We start from the raw sequence: 17410 nt of genomic DNA on the forward strand, positions 1-17410 counted from the left end.
TCCTCAGGACGGCCCGTCATCGCGCAGGCGGCGCTCTGCAAAGACCCAGCGATCGAGCACAAGAAGGTTAAGCGCTGGGATGGCCAAGGAAGTGAGGAGAACGGGAACGGCGAGCGGCAGGCCGAATGTCACCGTCAGCAGGTACGGTGCCGCGTAAGCCATAGCGAGGCCGGCAATCGTCAGCAATACGAAACGCGGCGCCTGTGACCGGTGCGAGCCGGCCGACATGAAGGTGAAGGATTTGTGCGCCAGATAGGAAAACAGGGCGGCGGCCGCGTAAGCGGCGAGCGAGGCTTCGACGGGCGCGAGCCCGAGCCAGTTCGATTGGGCAAAGATTGTAGTCAGGACGGCATAGAGGATTGTGGCGACAAGGCCGACTGAAGCGAAGCGCCCCAGGAGCTTCGTGCCGGCGACGCGACGATTCTCAGGCGCGGGCGACACAGGCATACTGCGCTCCGAGCGGCAGCCAAGCGAGCGCGCTTTCCAGTTTCCGGGCAAGCGGCTTGGCCGACGGCAGGAGCAGAAAATGCTCGCAGTGCACGTCGCGGAAGCCCGCCTGCTCAAGCAGCGATGCCGCCTTGCCAGCGCGAAGCAGGACGGCGTCCTTGTCGAACGGACATCTCAACACCGCCATACGGGTCAGCGGGTTGTAGGGATTGTGCTCGATGATGCAGCCAAGTCCGCCTCGCCGAACAACGCGCCGCATCTCGCGGAAGAAATCCAGCCACGACGCAGGCGGCACGTGGTGGACGACGCAACTGGCGAAGGCCAGGTCGAACATGCCATCCGCGTAAGGCAGGCGTGAGGTGTTGCACACGCTGTACGCGACGTGCGGGTTCTCAGCGCTGGCACGCGCGAGGGATTCCTTCGACACGTCGCAGCCGTCGAGTCGATCGAAGACATCGGCGAGATGCGGATGAAGCGAGCCCACGCCGCAACCGACATCGAGCGCGTGCACGCCTGCGCCGCCCCGCCGGAGGTCCTGCTCGAGGACCAGTCGTCGCAGAAGCTCGGCCTTGGCACGCAGGAAGAAATCATGGCGCAGCCCGGAGAACCGGATCGAGCCCTCGACTGCCTCACTGTAGCTGGACCTATAGCTGTCGAAGAGTTCGGACATCCGCCGTGACCCCGTTCCTGGACTTGCGAAACGAAGCGCGCTTGTCGCGGGAGGCGACGCGCATCGGCCGGTCGAAGCCACTCAGCCTTTCGATAACGTAGAGCGGGCGCCGTTTGACCTCGGCATGGATGCTGCCGACGTAAAGGCCCATCACGCCGGTCATGAAAAGATTGATGCCGATTAGCAGCGACACGATCACCACCGTGGATGTCCAGCCGGCAATCACGCCGGTTTCGAGGATCCAGGCCGCGATGGCGTATGCGCCGAACGCCAGGGCGAGAGCGGAGATGGCCAACCCGGTCAACAGCACCAGTTGCAGAGGCCGCTCCGAAAAGCCGATGATGCCATGGATGGCAAGCCGCATCATCTTCCAGAACGGGTATTTGGTTTCACCAAGCGTCCGCGCCGGGCGCTCGAACGGCACCGCCGCCTGCTTGAAACCCATCCAGCCGAACATGCCCCTGACGAAGCGGTCGTGCTCCGGCATGCGCTTGAACGTGTCCAGCGCCTTCCGGCCGACGAGGCGGAAGTCGCCGACATCGCGCGGGATCTCGACCGGTGTCATCCTCTCCAGTAGCCGATAGAACAGGCTGGCGGTAAAGCGCTTGAACCAGGTTTCGCCCTTGCGGCTGACGCGCCTTGCGTAGACGACTTCGAAGCCGTCCTTCCACTTCGCCACCAGGTCGAGAACGACCTCGGGCGGATCCTGCAGGTCAGCGTCCATGACGATGACGGCCTCGCCGGAGGCCGCTTCCATGCCGGCGCTGATGGCGATCTGGTGGCCGAAGTTGCGGGAGAGCTCGATCAGGCGGAAGCTCGGTTCGGCGGCGACCATGCCGCGCAAATAGCTCACGCTTCGATCGCTGCTTCCGTCGTCGACGAAGATGACTTCGGTGTCTCCGTCCAGTTTTGCGGTCAGTGCGCTGATCCGCTCGACCAGCCGGGGCAACACCTCCTCCTCATTGTATATCGGCAGCACCAATGAGTAGCGTAGGGACGGTGCCCGCGTCCGGATCCGCTGGACAGATTCTTGCATGCGATTGCAATGGAACACCGGCCAGAAAGTTCCATAAGCAGGCGCTAATTGCGGAAGAAATGGCGCTGCTCTCGCCAAAAAAGGCGCGCAACGTTCGGTTGAAATCTAACCGGGTACCGACAGAAGTCCTTGGATCGAGGATTTTGATGCCCATCTTTTTCAGGCCGGCCGGATGGAGCGCCACCGGATCGCGAAAGAGCGGCGCTGCATCGTGCGCCGATCTCGGCGTTCCTGCCGCGCAAAAATCTTCGTGAGATGCCCCGTGACGAACCTGGGCTCTCCAAGAGCCGGATTTTAGTTTAGGGAAGGTGTCCAATTCGTGTGCGCCCCGTGTGCACCGACGCATCGGAAACTGGAAAAAGGGCGTCTCGTGGGAAAAGAGCGCACACCACGTGGCCCAACATTTTTGAAACAACAAGAAAATGTCGAAGTATCAAGATTTTAGAATAGCCATAGCACCAATGATGGACTGGACGGACCGGCATTGCCGGTTCTTTCACCGTCAGCTGACGCGTCGCGCGTTGCTCTACACGGAAATGGTGGTAGCGGACGCAGTCATCCATGGCGCACGCGAGCGCCTGCTCGGCTTCGACGATGCCGAGCATCCGGTTGCGCTTCAACTTGGCGGGTCGGATCCGCGAAAGCTTGCCGAAGCGGCGGTGATCGGCGAGGCGTTCGGTTACGACGAAATCAACCTCAATGTCGGCTGTCCGTCCGACCGCGTCCAGTCGGGCACTTTCGGCGCGTGCCTCATGAAGACGCCGGTGCTGGTCGCCGAATGCATCGCGGCGATGAAGGCGGCGGTGACAATCCCCGTCACGGTCAAATGCCGCATCGGCGTCGATGACCAGGACCCCGAACCCGCTCTCGACATGCTCGCAGACGGCGTGCTGACGGCCGGCACCGATGCGCTCTGGGTGCACGCCCGCAAGGCGTGGCTGGAGGGGCTTAGTCCCAAGGAAAACCGCGAGATCCCGCCGCTCGACTATCCGCGCGTCTATCGGCTCAAGGCCAGGATGGCCAACCAATTCATCGGCATCAACGGCGGCATTCAATCCCTTGACCAGGCAGAGGCGCACCTCGCTTATGTCGACGGCGCCATGCTCGGCCGCTCGGCCTATCATACGCCCGGCATCCTCACCGGGATCGATGCCACATTTTACGGCGAGGCGCCGGTCGCTTTCGACTACGCGGCGCTGATGGACGCCATGGCCGCTTACGCCGCGCGCCACATCGAGAAGGGCGGACGGCTCGGCCATGTCACGCGCCATATGGTCGGGCTGTTCCACGGTCTCCCGGGCGCACGCCGCTACCGGCAGATTTTGTCCACCGACGCCAACAGACCCGGCGCCGGGCCAGAGGTGCTGAAGACGGCGTTCGCGGCAATAGATTTCGTGGCGGCGGAAACCGAAGCCGCTTGAGGCGGATCGGCGGTTTTCACCGTTCCACAGAAACGGCGAACCGCTCCATCTGTTTGTCTAGACGCAATTCCGGGCAGAAAACCGAGGATCTAGTCGCGCAGGATCATCCGGTCACCCCGCACCTCGAAGCCCGACAGCGAGCCGATGAAGTTCATGCCCAGCAGGCTTTGCTCGAGCATGCCGGGCGCCGCGACCATCACCGGCATATCCTTGCGCACGATGCCGCCGATCGCCATCTCGTCGGTCCTGACCGTTGCCGCACGCGCCATGCCGTTGGCGGTCGAGACGTCCACGGTGTAGCTCAGCGCCGCTGGGTTGAAGCCGGCCGCCTGGGCGTCCTCCGCCGTCAGCACCGTGCTGGTCGCGCCGGTGTCGACCACCGTGCGCACCGGCCTGCCGTTGACGAGGATTCGCGCCTCGAAATGGCCATTGCCGGCCTTGTCGAGCGTCACGGTGGCACGGCCACTATCGACGCCAAGCGCCAAGGGGCTTCCCGGAACAAGGCCGGCGGTGACGCGGCTGACAACATCTTGCAACTCGTAGCGGTACTGGTAGCCGGCGATCAGCGCCAGCACGATTGCCGCCCAGACGCCGAAGTTGCGCGCCATGTCACCGAGCGGCCGGCCAGAGCGAATAAGGCTGGCGCCGATTACCGCCACCAGGACTCCAACCCAGATCAGCCTGCTGAAATCGTTGTTCTCGATGCCGAAGGTGCGGCCGGCGGAATCATTCATCATCAGCAGGATCAAGCCGGCGCCGATCACCAGCATGACGACCCAGAACAGGCGATTCATGGCCAGCCCTTTCTCACAGCCAGCTCTTTCACAGCACGCCGCGCTCGCGCGCCATGCGGGCGCGCCGCGTCTCGCGGCGGGGCCGGCGTTCGACCGTCTCCAGCCGCGCCGGCAACTCGGCCATGACTGCACGCCGGACTTCCGGCGTCATCGCGATCCACCCGGCGATCTCATCGCGCGTGCGGCCGCAACCGAAACAGAAGCCGGTTTTCATGTCGATGGAACAGACGAGTATGCAGGGAGACTCGATGGCCGTCATACTGTTCTCTTGCCTTCACTCCACATGGTGCAACCGCAACGCCAATGCAAGCCCTTCGCGATGCGCCGTCGACCGGCGCTTTCGCGGCATTGCCGGGCGGTTGTGCCAGGCGGTGAAGGCGGCTATGCCGCTGGCCTGTTCCTGCAAAGAGACCGCATTCGATATGACCGCAAAGCCTTTCGACGATTTCCGCACTCTGCTGGCAACGCTGCCGCCGGCGGACGCCGCCGCCGAAACCCGCGTTCGCACCCTGTTTGCCAAGGCCGACAAGCCGAAAGCTTCGCTTGGCCGGATTGAAGATGTCGCGGCATGGCTCGCCGCTTGGAGCGGGCGTGCGCCGCCGGCCGTCAATCGTCCGCTTGTGGCGATCTTTGCCGGCAACCACGGTGCCGTTCGGCATGGCATTTCGCCGCGGCCGGTTTCGGCGACCGCCAATGCCGTCGAACTCTGCGCCGCCGGAGGTGCGGCGATCAATCAGATCTGCATCGCCAACAATCTCGGCCTGAAGGTCTTCGACCTGGCGCTGGATATTCCGACCGGGGACATCACGGAAGAAGCAGCCCTCGACGAGCGCGGCTGCGCCGCCACCATGGCCTTCGGCATGGAAGCGGTCGCGGGCGGCGCCGATCTTCTTTGCCTTGGCGATCTGGGCGTCGGCAATTCAACCATCGCGGCCGCGCTCAGCGCTGCCCTCTTCGGCGGCAAGGGGTCCGACTGGGTTGGCCCTGGATCGGGCGCGGACACGGCGATGATGGCGCGCAAGGCCGAAGCGGTCGACCGGGCGCTTGCTTTCCACGGCGCCGGTTTCGGCGATCCGCTCGAAGCCTTGCGCCGCGTCGGCGGGCGCGAGTTCGCGGCGATCTGCGGCGCCATTCTTGCAGCCCGCATGCAGAAGATTCCTGTGCTGCTCGACGGGTTCGTCGCGACGGCTGCCGCCGCGGCTCTTCACAAAGCCGATCCTTCCGCGATCGACCACTGCCTGCTCGCCAGCCTGTCGCCGGAGCCGGGCCAAGCCAAAGTCGCCGAACGGCTTGGGCTCAAGCCACTGCTCGATCTTGCTGTCAGTCACGGGGAAGGAGTTGGGGCTGGACTTGCCGCCGGTCTCGTCAAGGCCGCGGCTCTCACGAGTTCTGGCATGGCGGCGGCGGTTCGTGGCTGAAGAACGTGTGCAGAAATCGGCTGCAGGTTATCGGGTAGGGAGTCAACGCCGGAGCTTGGGAATACGATAGACGACAGCGATATATTTTGGATTGGATCGCCTTCCAACTACCGAGCCTCCGAGACGTTCTGCAATCTTTCTGCTAGCGATGTTTTCTTCCGCGACAGGATATTCAAAACTGTCCGGCGCGAGTTTCTCCGACGCCCATGCAACCACGGCGGCGATTGCCTCCCGGCCGATGCCCTGTCCTTGAGCGTCTTCCTTGAGCCAGATTCCAAGTTCGGGAGATACCGTGTTCGCCGCATGGAGGCCAACAAGCCCTAGACAACGACCGTCTTGCGAACGCCGCACAACGAAATGCAGGTCCGATCCATCGAGGATCGGTTCTAACCAAGACCGCCGGACCGCGCCAAATGCGGCCGACGATCGTGGCGGTTCCCACTGCATGAAGCGGGTGATTGAAGGCGTAATACAGGCGTAAAGCTCTTCGGCATCACCGGGCGTAAATAGCTTGAGGGATAGGCGTTCCGATTTGATCTCGGTGCGGCTTGGATCCCAATCAGTGATCGTCATCTCAGGCGGCAATTTTGTCATATCGGACCGAAGGACTCAACGCCGCCGGGCGGCGACAGCCTTGGTCGGCAGCGCGGGCAATTCCTCCATCACTCGGCTCAGCGGGAAGATGGCGATGGCCTCGGTGCCTTCGCGCAGCTTGGAGTGCAGCTCGAACTCGCCGCCATGCATGTCGAGCAGACCCTGCACGATCGGCAGTCCGAGGCCCGTTCCCTGTTCGGCGCTCTTGATGGCGATCGAGCCTTGGCCGAAGGCGGAAAGCACCACTGGGATTTCCTCTTCCGGAATGCCGGGACCGTTGTCCTTGACCGAGATGTACTGACCGCCGCCCGCCGTCCAGCCGACGCGCACACGCACTTCGCCACCCGACGGCGTGAACTTGATGGCGTTGGACAGCAGATTGAGCGCGATCTGCCGGATGGCACGCTCGTCGCCGAACAGGCGCGGCAGCGCGGTCTCGAACTCCTGGATGACGCGGATGTCCTTGTTGCGGGCTCTCAGTTCCATCATATGGCAGCAATCTTCGACGATCGTCACCAGCGCCACCGGCTCCTCGTTGAGCTGGTAGCGGCCGGCCTCGATGCGCGACAGGTCGAGGATCTCATTGATCAGGTCGAGCAGATGCTGGCCGGATTCGTGCACATCATGCGCATAATCGCGATAGGTCGGGTTGTTCATCGGCCCGAGCACTTCATTGGCCATCACTTCGGAGAAACCGAGGATGGCGTTGAGCGGCGTCCGGAGCTCATGGCTCATCGAGGCGAGGAAGCGCGACTTCGCCAGATTGGCGTCCTCGGCGCGCCGCCTGGCCTCGTCGGACATGGATTTGGCAGTCTCCACCTCGGCGATCAGCGCGTCCTTCTCGGAGCGGAAGGAGAGCAGCATCCAGGATGACTGGTTGAGATGGCGCGCGACGTAGCCGAAGAAGGGCAGGGCAGCGACCAGAAGCGCCGCCATGATCCCTTCGATCGGCATCCACAGGCGCAGGACGGCATAGACATAGACCGCGACGGGAACGGCGAAGGTCGCCAATAGCGCGCCGCCCAAGGACGATGCCATCACCGCAGTCGTCGCCATGGCGACCAGGAGCACCATGGCCTTGACGACATGGAACTGGTCGACCTGGCATGTGGCGCAGCCCAGCCAGGCGAACCAGGCCCAGCCGAGGCCGCAAAGCGAATGGCCGATCAGGAAATCGCGGCGCGTCTGCACAGGGTCGAGCTCGGCCGCTTCCGCGCGCTCGACGCGCCGCGCCATGAAAGTGACGATGGCGTAGCAAAGCAGCATGAAGAGAGCCCAGACGGCGACCTGGTTGCCCAGGCCCGCGAAGCGGCCGATGGCCGCTACTACAAGCACAAGCAGAGGAATCGCCGCCGCACTGACCACCATGGCGCGTGCATGCAGCTTGAGCAGTTCGCGGTCGAAATCGAGGCTGCCGGCCTGCTGCGAAAGACGGTCACGCGTCCTGCGCACCGCGCGAGCCACATCGCTGTTGCGATGCGGTTTCCTGCGGTCCACAATGAATTTGTCCGCTGTGTCCGAGCGTAGCAAAGGCATGCAAGTTCAATTTCTGCGCGCAGCGATTTTCAGTTCGTTAAGCTACGTTCGAATGATTAAGAGACTGTTTGCCATATGAGCCGTTCCTGGTCGCGAAGACCGCGCCGGCGCTATGTTCCGCGGCCTCCGCGAAGCCTTTTGCGGAGGCTTCTGGATTACGGGCTGGCCGTGGTCCTGCTTGGCCTGTCCATCCTGGTGGCGGCGCGGCTCGACCGCTTCGAGACGCGACAGGAGCAAGGCTCGGCGATCGTCAAGGACGGCGATTCGATCACGCTTGGCGCCGAGCGCATCCGCATGCGCGGCATCGACGCGCCGGAATACACACAGACGTGCCGCAAGGACGGTGCCGACTATGCCTGCGGCAGGCTTGCGCGGCAGTCGCTGGTCCAGCTGATCGCCGACAGGCCGGTCTCCTGCACCGGCTGGCAGCGCGACCGCTACGGCCGGTTGCTCGGCGACTGCAAGGCGGGCGACACGGACCTCAACCGGGCGCAGGTACAGTCCGGATGGGCCGTCGCCTTCGGCGACTTCGAAACCGAGGAGGCCGTCGCGCGGGCTGCCAAGGTGGGCATCTGGGCTGGCTCCTTCGATCAGCCGCAGGACTGGCGCGACAGCCATCACAATCAACCCGTCGAAAGCAAGCACGGCGCACTGGCTTCGCTCGGCGATGCGCTGCGTGAGCTTGTTCGTTTCTGGTGATGCCGCTCCGGTGATGCTCTGTTGGTCAACATGTGGTCTTGCCAAACCGCTGTGCAGTTTTGGGCGACATGCATTGCAGCGCGCCCTAAGATTGGCATGAAGATCGGAGACTGAAATGAAGCTGTTCGATGGCGGCCGGGCGCCCAACCCCAGGCGGGTTCGGGTTTTCCTGGCTGAAAAAGGGCTAACCGTCCCTTTGGTGCCCGTGGACATGGGCGCGCTGGAGCATCGCGAGGAGCCGGTGGCGTCGCGCAATGCGCTGCGGCGGCTGCCCGTGCTCGAACTCGACGACGGCACCATCATCACCGAATCCATCGCCATCTGCCGGTATTTCGAGGAATTGCACCCCGAGCCCGCCCTGTTCGGAACAGGCGCGCTCGGCAAGGCCCTGGTGGAGATGTGGCAAAGGCGTCTGGAGCTAAACCTGATGAGCTGCGTGGCCGCCGCGTTCCGGCACATCCATCCGGCAATGAAGGAATGGGAGGTGCCGCAGATCCCAGAGTGGGGCGAGGCCAACAAGCCGAAGGCCATCGAGTTCCTGCATCTCCTCGACCGGGAGTTGGCGGACAGGGAATTTGCCGCCGGCGACGCCTATTCGGTCGCGGACATCACCGGGCTGATCGCCATCGATTTCATGAAGCCGGCGCGCATCAAGGTGCCTGAGGAATGCGGGAACGTGCTGCGCTGGCACGCAGCGCTCTCCAGCCGGCCAAGCGCTGCTGCTTGAGGCTTGTTTTTGGATAACCCGCCGGACATGAGCGAAGCGCTGGAGAGCCTTGCCGCCAAGGTGCGGGCTTGCCGCATTTGCGTCGAGCAGCCGCGCGGACGGCCCCTGCCGCATCAGCCGCGTCCGGTGCTGTTGCCATCGTCGAAGGCCCGCATCCTGCTTGCCGGCCAGGCGCCGGGCACGAAAGTCCACATCTCGGGCATGCCGTTCACCGACGCTTCCGGGGATCGCTTGAGGAACTGGCTCGGCGTCACCCCCGACGAGTTCTACGACACGGAGAAATTCGCCATCGTGCCGATGGGTTTCTGCTTTCCCGGCCAGGACGCCAAGGGCGCCGATCTGCCGCCACGGAAGGAATGCGCGCCTGCCTGGCGCGCCGATCTGATGGCGCTGATGCCGCAGATCGATCTGGTGCTGACGATCGGCGGTTATGCGCAGTCCTGGCACATGGGCACGGCGCGTGGGCCGTCGCTGACGGAAACGGTCAGAAACTGGCGCGCTGTCTGGGATGCTGCAGCCGGGCCGAAAGTGCTGCCGCTGCCGCATCCGTCATGGCGAAACACCGGCTGGCTGAAGAAGAATCCGTGGTTTGAAATGGATTTGCTGCCATTCCTGCGCTCGGAAATCCGCTATCGCCTCAATTAGGCATCTTGCAAGAAATCACTCGCTTTTGCCGGCATTGGCAGAATTTCTTTCTTGTGAAAGGGCCTGATAAAAAGGATTATAGCCAAACTATTCCGCTGGAGCCTTCCCATGGACCGCCTAGACAGAAAAATTCTTCGCCTCCTGCAGGAGGACGCGACGCTTGCGGTCGCCGATGTCGCCAAGAAAGTCGGCCTGTCGACCACGCCGTGCTGGCGGCGCATCCAGAAGCTCGAGGAAGAGGGCGTCATCAAGCGGCGCGTGGCCATTCTCGACCATGAGAAGGTCAATGTGCGCGTCACCGTCTTCGTTTCGATCCGCACCAATTCGCACAGCCATGAATGGCTGCGGCGCTTCTCCGAGGTCATCCAGGAATTTCCGGAGGTGGTCGAGTTCTACCGCATGAGCGGCGACGTCGACTATCTCTTGCGCGTCGTGGTGCCCGACATTGCCGCCTACGACGCCTTCTACAAGCGGCTGATCGCCAAGATCGAGATCCGCGACGTGTCGTCCTCCTTTGCCATGGAGCAGATCAAGTACACGACCGAGATCCCGCTCGACTACATGATCCTGGACAAGGAGTCGGGGGCCAACGCGGCCTGAGCACGGCGCTCGCGCTTCCCGCTATGCGCGAAGTTGCGAGACCTAGTTCTTCTTTTTGTTGAGGAAATTCCACGGCGAGTTGACCGGGAGCGTGACGGCGTCCGGCACGCTGTCGACATCAGCCACCTCGGCCTTGCGCACGGTATAGCCGGACTGCACGATCAAGACGCCGTCCAGGATGAAGAGTTGGCTCTTCTCCATGCCGGGCTTCAGCACGCCGGTGACGGAGACCGGCTGGTATGCCTCCGCCATCCTGTAAGGATGCGCCGGCGTTACCAGCACGATCTGGTTCGGCGGCGGCGTCGGCATGTGGCTGCAGGCGCCGGTCCAAGGCACCAGCAGGAACTGGTAGACGAGGTCGCCCTCGCGATCGACCGGCAAGGCGTAGCCGGACAATTGAACGGTCTTGTCCTGCAGATTGAGCGACAGTGTCTCACCGTGATCGGGCAGTTTTGCCGCGATCATCGGCAGGTTGGCGTCCTCGGCGACCGCCTGCGTCGCCGGGCGCAAGTCTTTCCAGAAGATATGCGCGACGTCGGCCGCGGCGTCGGCTCTCGCGGTGGCGAGCATAAGCACGATCGCCAGCGTCGCGCTTGATCTGAAACGCCTGCTCATGGTCGTGATCCTCCGCCAGTCCCATTTCGGAAGCGAGTAAAAGCGTCGTGAGCTTACTTCGCTCAGATCAAGGTCGTGTGGTCGCGAGCCGTTCGAGCTGTTTGACATCCGAAAGTTCCTTCACCGCGTCCTTGCCGATCCAGCGTGCCGTCTTGTCGGACGACGCCGCCAGTTTCTCGGCCAGCGCAAGGGCAGGGGCGTGCAGCGCCACCGACCGCTTGCCGATCTGCCGCAGCGCCCAGTTCACCGCCTTACGGACGAAGTTGCGCGGATCGCCCGCATGCGTCTCGATCAGCGGCAGAGCAGCGAGGAAGCTCGCGTCCGGCTCCTTCTTCAGATGCACCGCCGCCCAGGCCAGCATGGCAAAGGCGGTGCGGCGGACAAACTCGCGCTCGTCCTTGGCGAATTCCTCGACCAGCTCACGCCAGAACGGTGTTTCGGCGAACAGGTCGGCAACGGTATCGACAATCTCCCAACTGCCGAAATCGGCGGCCCAGCGCCGGCATTGACCGATGTCGAGCTTCTTCGGCTCGCCGGTGAAAGCGGCCATCAATCGCGCTTCGCGAATGTCGGTGTCCCACAAGAGCAGCGACCGTTCCTGGTTCTTCTTCAGCTTGCGCGCCAGCGGCCGCAGATCGGAATTGCCGACGCCCAGCGCGGTTCTCGTGTTGATGCCGAATCGCGCCATGCCGGCGCGGTTTTTCTCGCTGCTGATCGAACGCAGATGGGCGACGATCTCGTCGGCGCTCCAGCTTGGATCGGGCAGGACCATCGCCGTCTATTTTTCCAGGCGGGCGAGCAGCGAGGACGTGTCCCAGCGCCTGCCGCCCATGTCCTGCACGTCCTTGTAGAACTGGTCGACCAGCGCGGTCACCGGCAGCTTGGCGCCGTTGCGGTTGGCTTCGGCGAGGCAGATGCCGAGATCCTTGCGCATCCAGTCGACGGCGAAGCCGAAGTCATATTTTCCGGCGTTCATCGTCTTGTGGCGGTTCTCCATCTGCCAGGAGCCGGCAGCACCCTTGGAGATCACCTCGATGACCTTGTCGATGTCGAGGCCGGCCTTCTTGCCGAAATGGATGCCTTCGGCCAGCCCTTGGACGAGGCCGGCAATGGCAATCTGGTTGATCATCTTGGTGAGCTGGCCGGCGCCCACGGGTCCCATCAGCCCGACCATGCGGGCATAGGCATCGATGACCGGCTTGGCCTTGTCGAAGGCGGCCTGCTCGCCGCCGACCATGACCGTCAGCACGCCATTCTCGGCGCCCGCCTGGCCGCCCGATACCGGCGCATCAAGGAAGGAAAAGCCGGCCTTGTCGGCGGCTTCGGCCAGTTCGCGCGCGACTTCGGCCGAGGCTGTCGTGTTGTCGATGAAGACGGAGCCCGTCTTCATGGCGGCAAAGGCGCCGCTGGCGCCTGTCGTCACCGAGCGCAGGTCGTCGTCATTGCCGACGCAGGAGAAGACGAAATCCTTGCCTTCGGCCGCCTCGGCCGGTGTCAGCGCCAGGCTGCCGCCATGCTGGGCGACCCATTGCTCTGCCTTGGCGGTCGTGCGGTTATAGACAGTGATGTCGTGGTGGCCCTTGTTCCTGAGGTGCCCGGCCATCGGATAGCCCATGACGCCAAGACCGAGAAATGCAACCGATGCCATAAGCCTGCCTTCCAACAAGAGATTTCAGTGGCGGAAGGTCTAGGCTATGCGAAAAATTCGTCAAGGCGCGCAAAGCCGCATCGACTGGTGCAGGCCCGTCCGCTGACGACGCTCTATCGTTTGAGGTGAATGGTGATCCGGCGTTCGATCCATTCGACGCCGTGACGCAGGATCTCGACCAGCACCAGGTAGACGATCGCCACCCAGATATAGGCCTGGATGTCGAAGGATTTTGCGTAGGCGAGCTTCGCGTTGCCCATCAGGTCGTAGACGGTGATGATGGCGACAATCGCGGAAGCCTTGATCATCAGGATGAGCTCGTTGCCGTAAGGCCGCAGCGCCACGATGATCGCCTGCGGCATGATCACCTTGCGCAGCGTCTGCAGCTTGTGCAGGCCAAGCGACGCCGCGCCTTCCCACTGGCCCCGCGGAACGCTTTCGATGGCGCCGCGCAGGATCTCGGCCTGATAGGCGGCGGTGTTGAGCGAAAAGGCAAAGACGCCGCAGTAGAACGCCTCGCGGAAGAACCACCATAGTCCGACGGTTTGCAGCTCGGGGCGGAACGAGCCGATGCCGTAATAGACGAGGTAGGTCTGCACGAGCAGCGGGGTGCCGCGGAAGAAGTAGACGTAGCAATAAGCCAATCCGGAAAGGATGCGGTTCTTGGACATCCGGCCGTAGGCAACCGGCAACGAGAGAATAGCGCCCGCCACCATCGAAACGGAGACCAGCGACAGGGTGGTTGCGAGCCCCTGCAGATAGGCCGGCGCGTATCTGGCGAAGAAATCGGCGTTCCAGGCGTGGACCAGATAGGCGACGATGCCGATGCCGAAAAGGCTCCAGAGGCCGACCAGCGCGTAGCCTATGATGCGCACGCGCGGCCAGCCGCGAGCCCGGGGCGGGGGCCTGTCAACCGCAATAGCCTGGCTGACGCTCATCGAGCCTCCCTGCGCCCGAGCGAGCGCTGGATATAGCCGGTGGCGACCGAGGACAGGATGGCCAGCACAAGGAAGACCAGCGCCGCGACACTGTAGAAGAGGAAGGAATGCTTGGTGACGCGCGCCGCGACACCGGCATTGCGCAGGGTTTCCGCTAGATTGACGACCGACACCAGCGAGGTGTCCTTGAGCAGGCTGAGCCAGCAATTCTCCAGACCCGGGAAGGCGATGCGCAGCAGCTGCGGCAGGATCACCAGGCGCATCGTCTGCCATTTCGAAAGGCCAATGGCGTAGCCGCCCTCATACTGGCCCTTGGGAATGGCGCGAAAGGCGGAGAGAAAGACTTCGCTGGCGTAGGAGGAGAAGATCAGCGCCAGCACGATCATGCCGGCAATGAAGCTGTTCACGTCGATTGTCGCCTCGGGCTCGAACAGGCGGACGACATATTGCAGCAGCAGCGGCATGCCGAAGAAGAACAGGAACAGCGTCACCAGCTCGGGCAGGCCGCGAAAAACAGTGGTGTAGATGTTGGCCGCGAGCCGGAGCGCGGGCTCTTCGTGCTGCTTGGCGAAGGCGACGAAGAACCCGATCGCCAGGCCTATCGGCAATGTCGCAAGCGCAAGCGCGACCGTGACCAGCACACCAGACGCAATGTCGTCACTCCAGCCATCCGGTCCCCAACTGAGAAGTGTCCAAATGCTTTGGGCTGGCATTGGTGGGGCGTGTCTCCGTGGCGATCCCGGAATGGAGGCAGCGCGGCGAGGTGATCCTCACCGCCCTGAGCGCAAATGATCAGGACTCGGCGCCGTAGACGTCGAACTTGAAGTACTTGTCGTTGATTTCCTTGTACTTGCCGTTCTTGCGGATAGCGTCGATCGCGGAATTCAGCTTGTTGACCAGGTCGGTCTCGCCCTTGCGCACGGCAATGCCGGCGCCCGGTCCGAAAATCTCGACCGGCTGCGGCGAGGGCTGGCCGAGGATCTTGCAGCAGGCGCCGTCGGGCGAATCCAGCCACTGCTGCAGCACGACGATGTCGTCCTCGATGGCGTCGAGACGGCCATTGGCGAGGTCGGCCTGTTCCTCGGGGCTGCTCGGATAGCCCTTGATCGTGCTGTCGGTGTAGGTCTTCGAGGCATAGTTGAAGTGGGTCGTCGTGGTGGCGACGCCGATCGTCTTGCCGGCGAGGTCTTCCTTGGTCACGCCCTTGAGCGGCGAATCCTTCGGCACGGCGATCGCCGACGGCGTGTTGTAATATTTGTGGGTGAAGTCGACCTTTTCCTGGCGCTCTGGCGTGATCGACATGGAAGCGACGATGGCGTCGAACTTGCCGGCCTGGAGCGCCGGGATGATGCCGTCCCAATCCTGTGCGACGAAGGTGCACTTCACCTTCATTTCGTCGCAGAGGGCCTTGGCGATGTCGATGTCGAAGCCGACCAGCTGGCCGTCCGATGTCAGGTTGTTGAAGGGCGGGTACGCGCCTTCGGTGCCGATCCTCAGGGTCTTTTCCTGAGCCTGGGCGACGCCAAGTGTCAGCAGCGCGGCCGAAGCGGCAAGCGCGATACGCAGTGCAATACGCATGATAATCCTCTCATATTGTCATGGCCGCTGTCCCGTGCGGCTCTTGTGGGCGGAGCCTTTTTGACCGCCCGCTGCGCGGGATACTCCCACTCTTTGCAAGAAAAAAGCAACTGCAAAAACAACAGCAAACGGCAACCGCCGTGTGCCGCTGCGTTACTTGCCTGGACTGACGAGACCGGTCGCGCGCTCGATAAAATCGGCTATCGATTTCGTATCGCCGAGGTTGAAGACCGGCAGCTTTTCGCCTTCGACCGGAAAGTCGGCGGCGAGAGCCACGATGTTTGGATCGTTGATCGAAAGCGGCGTCCGGTCCTTGGCCTCCAGCCGTCTCGCTTCGATCTTTTGGTGCGCTTCGCGCTTGTAGCCTTCGACCAGCACGATGTCCGAGGGCGCCAGCCGCGCCAGGATGTCGTCCAGCGTCGGCTCGTCCTCGTTGAGCAGTTCGTGCATCAATGCCCAGCGCCGGCCGGAGACGATCGCGACCTCCATCGCGCCGGCCTGACGGTGGCGGAAACTGTCTGTGCCGGGCTTGTCGATGTCGAAGTCATGATGGGCATGCTTGACCGTGGAGACCGTCCAGCCGCGCCGAACCAGTTCGGCGACCAGCTTCTCAGTCAGGGTCGTCTTGCCGGAGTTCTTCCAGCCGGTGATGCCGAACACGCGTCTCATGGCTCAAGGCTTTGCAACAGACGCTCGGCCTCCGCAAGATCGTCGGGCGTGTTGATGTTGAAGAACGGGTCGATCCGCTCGCCTCCGGCTTCGAGCATCGGAAACTCCACCTCGACAAAACCATGCCGCTCCACGAAGGCCGAGACCCGGCGATTGTCCTCCTCAACCAGGAAATGGCGCAGGGCATCGCGCAGGCCGAGCGGCCAGAGCGCGAAGGTCGGGTGCCACCTGCCGTCGGAACTGGCGACCGCGATCGCGCCCGGCCGTGCCCGAGCGGCAACGGCCAATCGCTCGACGAGATCGCCAGGGAAGAACGGCGTGTCGCCGGCCGCACTGACCAGCGACCGGTAACCCGTGTCCGCTGCCGCCCATTCAAGGCCGGTGAGGATGCCGGCGAGCGGGCCGGCATGGCCCTCTATCGTATCGGCAAGCACCGGAAGGTTGGTGCCAGCAAACCGTGCCGGATCGCCGTTGGCGTTGAGCGCCAGCGTGGCGACCTGCAGTGTGAGACGCGCGGCGACATGCTCGATCAGCCTGACCTTGCCCAGCGAAAGCAGCGTCTTGTCGCCGCCGCCCATCCGGCGCGACTGGCCTCCCGCCAGGATGATGCCTGCAACGCTTCGGTCCATCGGGACTATATGCCGTCCGGCGCCATGTCGGGTCCAGCGCTTTCGGCGGCAGGCTGGCGCCTGCCGACGACACGCTCGCGGTAGGACCAATCGACATTCAGGATTCAAAATCGCGTTGATGCATGATTCATAGGCTTGCAGATTCGATCTGGAGAGCGGTGGATGGCACGTCGATATGAACTGAGCAGCGCGCAATGGCAGCGTATCGAAGGACTGTTGCCGGGAAAGGCAGGTGATCCTGGCCGCAGCGGCGAAGACAATCGCCTGTTTGTGAATGGCGTGCTGTGGGTTCTGCGCTCCGGAGCGCATTGGCATGATGTGCCCGAGCGCTACGGCAAGTGGAAGACACTGCACCAGCGGTTCCGGCGCTGGTCGAAGGCTGGCGTTTGGGAGCGTGTCTTTGCCGATCTGATCGTTGATCCCGACAACGATTATGTGATGCTCGACAGCACGTTGGTTCGCGCCCACCAGCAGGCGGCGACCGGAAAAGGGGGGACCAGAACCAGGCTTTGGGGCGTTCCCGAGGTGGATTGACTACTAAGATCCATATGGCTGTCGACGGTCGCGGCCGTCCGTTGCGCCTGATCCTGACGCCCGGCCAGCGTGGCGACGTCACCCAAGCGCCTGCTTTGCTCGAAGGGCTCAAGGCCAAACGCGTTCTTGCCGATAAGGCCTATGACAGTAATGCCCTGCGCGCGATCGTCGTCGAGATGGGAGCGCAGGCCGTCATCCCCTGCAATCCAACC

The 17410-nt window shown here is 63.2% G+C and carries 22 protein-coding genes and 1 pseudogene; 7 read left to right on the top strand and 16 right to left on the bottom strand.

Annotated elements, in window-relative coordinates; translation table 11 throughout:
- Positions 1–3 precede the first annotated feature (3 nt).
- The 4 genes from A9K71_RS07665 to A9K71_RS31950 are packed head-to-tail and all read right to left on the bottom strand — an operon-like array spanning position 4 to position 2469.
- Positions 4–447, bottom strand: a complete 444-nt coding sequence (locus tag A9K71_RS07665) for a GtrA family protein (RefSeq protein ID WP_066992710.1) — start codon at positions 445–447, stop codon at positions 4–6.
- Positions 425–1117 carry a class I SAM-dependent methyltransferase gene (locus tag A9K71_RS07670; RefSeq protein ID WP_066992713.1) on the bottom strand — a complete coding sequence of 231 codons (693 nt, stop codon included), beginning with the start codon at positions 1115–1117 and terminating at the stop codon, positions 425–427. The genes A9K71_RS07665 and A9K71_RS07670 overlap by 23 nt, the downstream gene beginning before the upstream one ends.
- Positions 1092–2153 (bottom strand): glycosyltransferase family 2 protein, encoded by a 1062-nt coding sequence (locus A9K71_RS07675; protein ID WP_066992717.1) that lies wholly within the window; start codon positions 2151–2153, stop codon positions 1092–1094. Before A9K71_RS07675 ends, A9K71_RS07670 begins: the two co-directional genes overlap by 26 nt.
- Positions 2077–2469: a hypothetical protein gene (locus tag A9K71_RS31950; RefSeq protein WP_197504207.1), complete on the bottom strand. Its 393-nt coding sequence runs from the start codon at positions 2467–2469 to the stop codon at positions 2077–2079. Before A9K71_RS31950 ends, A9K71_RS07675 begins: the two co-directional genes overlap by 77 nt.
- A 106-nt stretch (positions 2470–2575) precedes the next feature.
- On the opposite strand from A9K71_RS31950, the gene dusA reads away from it, so the two are divergent.
- On the top strand, positions 2576–3574 hold the full coding sequence (gene dusA, locus A9K71_RS07680) for a tRNA dihydrouridine(20/20a) synthase DusA (protein ID WP_066992719.1): 999 nt from the start codon (positions 2576–2578) through the stop codon (positions 3572–3574).
- An 89-nt stretch (positions 3575–3663) separates the two neighbouring features.
- On the opposite strand, the gene A9K71_RS07685 is transcribed toward dusA, so the two are convergent.
- The gene (locus A9K71_RS07685) at positions 3664–4368 is read right to left on the bottom strand and encodes a TIGR02281 family clan AA aspartic protease (RefSeq protein WP_066992721.1); all 705 of its coding nucleotides are present in this window, start codon (positions 4366–4368) and stop codon (positions 3664–3666) included.
- A gap of 28 nt (positions 4369–4396) precedes the next feature.
- Entirely contained in the window at positions 4397–4627 is a 231-nt protein-coding gene (locus A9K71_RS07690) for a DUF1289 domain-containing protein (protein ID WP_066992723.1), read from the bottom strand.
- A gap of 163 nt (positions 4628–4790) precedes the next feature.
- Between A9K71_RS07690 and A9K71_RS07695 the strand changes: the two genes are divergently transcribed.
- Positions 4791–5786, top strand: a complete 996-nt coding sequence (locus tag A9K71_RS07695) for a nicotinate-nucleotide--dimethylbenzimidazole phosphoribosyltransferase (protein WP_066992818.1) — start codon at positions 4791–4793, stop codon at positions 5784–5786.
- Between the two features lie 42 nt (positions 5787–5828).
- On the opposite strand, the gene A9K71_RS30005 is transcribed toward A9K71_RS07695, so the two are convergent.
- On the bottom strand, positions 5829–6359 hold the full coding sequence (locus tag A9K71_RS30005; protein WP_082980387.1) for a GNAT family N-acetyltransferase: 531 nt from the start codon (positions 6357–6359) through the stop codon (positions 5829–5831).
- A 36-nt stretch (positions 6360–6395) separates the two neighbouring features.
- Complete coding sequence (locus A9K71_RS07700; RefSeq protein ID WP_066992725.1) at positions 6396–7916, bottom strand: HAMP domain-containing sensor histidine kinase; 1521 nt, start codon at positions 7914–7916, stop codon at positions 6396–6398.
- A gap of 75 nt (positions 7917–7991) precedes the next feature.
- Between A9K71_RS07700 and A9K71_RS07705 the strand changes: the two genes are divergently transcribed.
- The 4 genes from A9K71_RS07705 to A9K71_RS07720 all read left to right on the top strand — a co-directional run bounded on the left by A9K71_RS07705 (position 7992) and on the right by A9K71_RS07720 (position 10587).
- Positions 7992–8615: a thermonuclease family protein gene (locus A9K71_RS07705; protein WP_066992728.1), complete on the top strand. Its 624-nt coding sequence runs from the start codon at positions 7992–7994 to the stop codon at positions 8613–8615.
- 115 nt (positions 8616–8730) lie between these two features.
- On the top strand, positions 8731–9342 hold the full coding sequence (locus tag A9K71_RS07710; RefSeq protein WP_066992731.1) for a glutathione S-transferase: 612 nt from the start codon (positions 8731–8733) through the stop codon (positions 9340–9342).
- A 27-nt stretch (positions 9343–9369) separates the two neighbouring features.
- A complete protein-coding gene (locus A9K71_RS07715) occupies positions 9370–9987 on the top strand; it encodes a uracil-DNA glycosylase family protein (RefSeq protein WP_066992735.1) in 618 nt (205 codons plus the stop codon).
- 108 nt (positions 9988–10095) lie between these two features.
- Positions 10096–10587, top strand: a complete 492-nt coding sequence (locus A9K71_RS07720) for an Lrp/AsnC family transcriptional regulator (RefSeq protein ID WP_066992738.1) — start codon at positions 10096–10098, stop codon at positions 10585–10587.
- Between the two features lie 42 nt (positions 10588–10629).
- On the opposite strand, the gene A9K71_RS07725 is transcribed toward A9K71_RS07720, so the two are convergent.
- The 8 genes from A9K71_RS07725 to mobA form a co-directional block, all read right to left on the bottom strand.
- Positions 10630–11202 (bottom strand): DUF3299 domain-containing protein, encoded by a 573-nt coding sequence (locus tag A9K71_RS07725; protein WP_066992741.1) that lies wholly within the window; start codon positions 11200–11202, stop codon positions 10630–10632.
- Between the two features lie 67 nt (positions 11203–11269).
- Positions 11270–11974 (bottom strand): DNA alkylation repair protein, encoded by a 705-nt coding sequence (locus A9K71_RS07730; RefSeq protein ID WP_066992744.1) that lies wholly within the window; start codon positions 11972–11974, stop codon positions 11270–11272.
- Positions 11975–11980: 6 nt separating this feature from the next.
- Positions 11981–12850, bottom strand: coding sequence for an NAD(P)-dependent oxidoreductase (locus tag A9K71_RS07735; protein WP_066992747.1), 870 nt, complete (start codon positions 12848–12850; stop codon positions 11981–11983).
- Positions 12851–12963: 113 nt separating this feature from the next.
- Positions 12964–13788: an ABC transporter permease gene (locus A9K71_RS07740; protein ID WP_066992749.1), complete on the bottom strand. Its 825-nt coding sequence runs from the start codon at positions 13786–13788 to the stop codon at positions 12964–12966.
- A complete protein-coding gene (locus A9K71_RS07745) occupies positions 13785–14501 on the bottom strand; it encodes an ABC transporter permease (RefSeq protein ID WP_066992752.1) in 717 nt (238 codons plus the stop codon). The genes A9K71_RS07740 and A9K71_RS07745 overlap by 4 nt, the downstream gene beginning before the upstream one ends.
- Before the next feature lie 79 nt (positions 14502–14580).
- Positions 14581–15366, bottom strand: a complete 786-nt coding sequence (locus tag A9K71_RS07750) for an ABC transporter substrate-binding protein (RefSeq protein ID WP_066992755.1) — start codon at positions 15364–15366, stop codon at positions 14581–14583.
- A gap of 153 nt (positions 15367–15519) precedes the next feature.
- A complete protein-coding gene (gene mobB, locus A9K71_RS07755) occupies positions 15520–16035 on the bottom strand; it encodes a molybdopterin-guanine dinucleotide biosynthesis protein B (protein WP_066992758.1) in 516 nt (171 codons plus the stop codon).
- Positions 16032–16664 (bottom strand): molybdenum cofactor guanylyltransferase MobA, encoded by a 633-nt coding sequence (gene mobA, locus A9K71_RS07760; protein WP_066992761.1) that lies wholly within the window; start codon positions 16662–16664, stop codon positions 16032–16034. Before mobA ends, mobB begins: the two co-directional genes overlap by 4 nt.
- 162 nt (positions 16665–16826) lie before the next feature.
- On the opposite strand from mobA, the pseudogene A9K71_RS32410 reads away from it, so the two are divergent.
- Positions 16827–17410, top strand: a pseudogene (locus A9K71_RS32410) (IS5 family transposase); the annotation flags it as partial.

The organism is Mesorhizobium sp. WSM3873, from assembly GCF_001672445.1.
In the GTDB taxonomy this organism is placed as follows: domain Bacteria; phylum Pseudomonadota; class Alphaproteobacteria; order Rhizobiales; family Rhizobiaceae; genus Mesorhizobium.

Bases quoted from the DNA above. Each gene is read 5' to 3' on its own strand.
- A9K71_RS07665 (WP_066992710.1), bottom strand. From the start codon at position 447: ATGCCTGTGTCGCCCGCGCCTGAGAATCGTCGCGTCGCCGGCACGAAG.
- A9K71_RS07670 (WP_066992713.1), bottom strand. From the start codon at position 1,117: ATGTCCGAACTCTTCGACAGCTATAGGTCCAGCTACAGTGAGGCAGTC.
- A9K71_RS07675 (WP_066992717.1), bottom strand. From the start codon at position 2,153: ATGCAAGAATCTGTCCAGCGGATCCGGACGCGGGCACCGTCCCTACGC.
- dusA (WP_066992719.1), top strand. From the start codon at position 2,576: ATGTCGAAGTATCAAGATTTTAGAATAGCCATAGCACCAATGATGGAC.
- A9K71_RS07685 (WP_066992721.1), bottom strand. From the start codon at position 4,368: ATGAATCGCCTGTTCTGGGTCGTCATGCTGGTGATCGGCGCCGGCTTG.
- A9K71_RS07690 (WP_066992723.1), bottom strand. From the start codon at position 4,627: ATGACGGCCATCGAGTCTCCCTGCATACTCGTCTGTTCCATCGACATG.
- A9K71_RS07695 (WP_066992818.1), top strand. From the start codon at position 4,791: ATGACCGCAAAGCCTTTCGACGATTTCCGCACTCTGCTGGCAACGCTG.
- A9K71_RS30005 (WP_082980387.1), bottom strand. From the start codon at position 6,359: ATGACGATCACTGATTGGGATCCAAGCCGCACCGAGATCAAATCGGAA.
- A9K71_RS07700 (WP_066992725.1), bottom strand. From the start codon at position 7,916: ATGCCTTTGCTACGCTCGGACACAGCGGACAAATTCATTGTGGACCGC.
- A9K71_RS07705 (WP_066992728.1), top strand. From the start codon at position 7,992: ATGAGCCGTTCCTGGTCGCGAAGACCGCGCCGGCGCTATGTTCCGCGG.
- A9K71_RS07710 (WP_066992731.1), top strand. From the start codon at position 8,731: ATGAAGCTGTTCGATGGCGGCCGGGCGCCCAACCCCAGGCGGGTTCGG.
- A9K71_RS07715 (WP_066992735.1), top strand. From the start codon at position 9,370: ATGAGCGAAGCGCTGGAGAGCCTTGCCGCCAAGGTGCGGGCTTGCCGC.
- A9K71_RS07720 (WP_066992738.1), top strand. From the start codon at position 10,096: ATGGACCGCCTAGACAGAAAAATTCTTCGCCTCCTGCAGGAGGACGCG.
- A9K71_RS07725 (WP_066992741.1), bottom strand. From the start codon at position 11,202: ATGAGCAGGCGTTTCAGATCAAGCGCGACGCTGGCGATCGTGCTTATG.
- A9K71_RS07730 (WP_066992744.1), bottom strand. From the start codon at position 11,974: ATGGTCCTGCCCGATCCAAGCTGGAGCGCCGACGAGATCGTCGCCCAT.
- A9K71_RS07735 (WP_066992747.1), bottom strand. From the start codon at position 12,850: ATGGCATCGGTTGCATTTCTCGGTCTTGGCGTCATGGGCTATCCGATG.
- A9K71_RS07740 (WP_066992749.1), bottom strand. From the start codon at position 13,788: ATGAGCGTCAGCCAGGCTATTGCGGTTGACAGGCCCCCGCCCCGGGCT.
- A9K71_RS07745 (WP_066992752.1), bottom strand. From the start codon at position 14,501: ATGCCAGCCCAAAGCATTTGGACACTTCTCAGTTGGGGACCGGATGGC.
- A9K71_RS07750 (WP_066992755.1), bottom strand. From the start codon at position 15,366: ATGCGTATTGCACTGCGTATCGCGCTTGCCGCTTCGGCCGCGCTGCTG.
- mobB (WP_066992758.1), bottom strand. From the start codon at position 16,035: ATGAGACGCGTGTTCGGCATCACCGGCTGGAAGAACTCCGGCAAGACG.
- mobA (WP_066992761.1), bottom strand. From the start codon at position 16,664: ATGGACCGAAGCGTTGCAGGCATCATCCTGGCGGGAGGCCAGTCGCGC.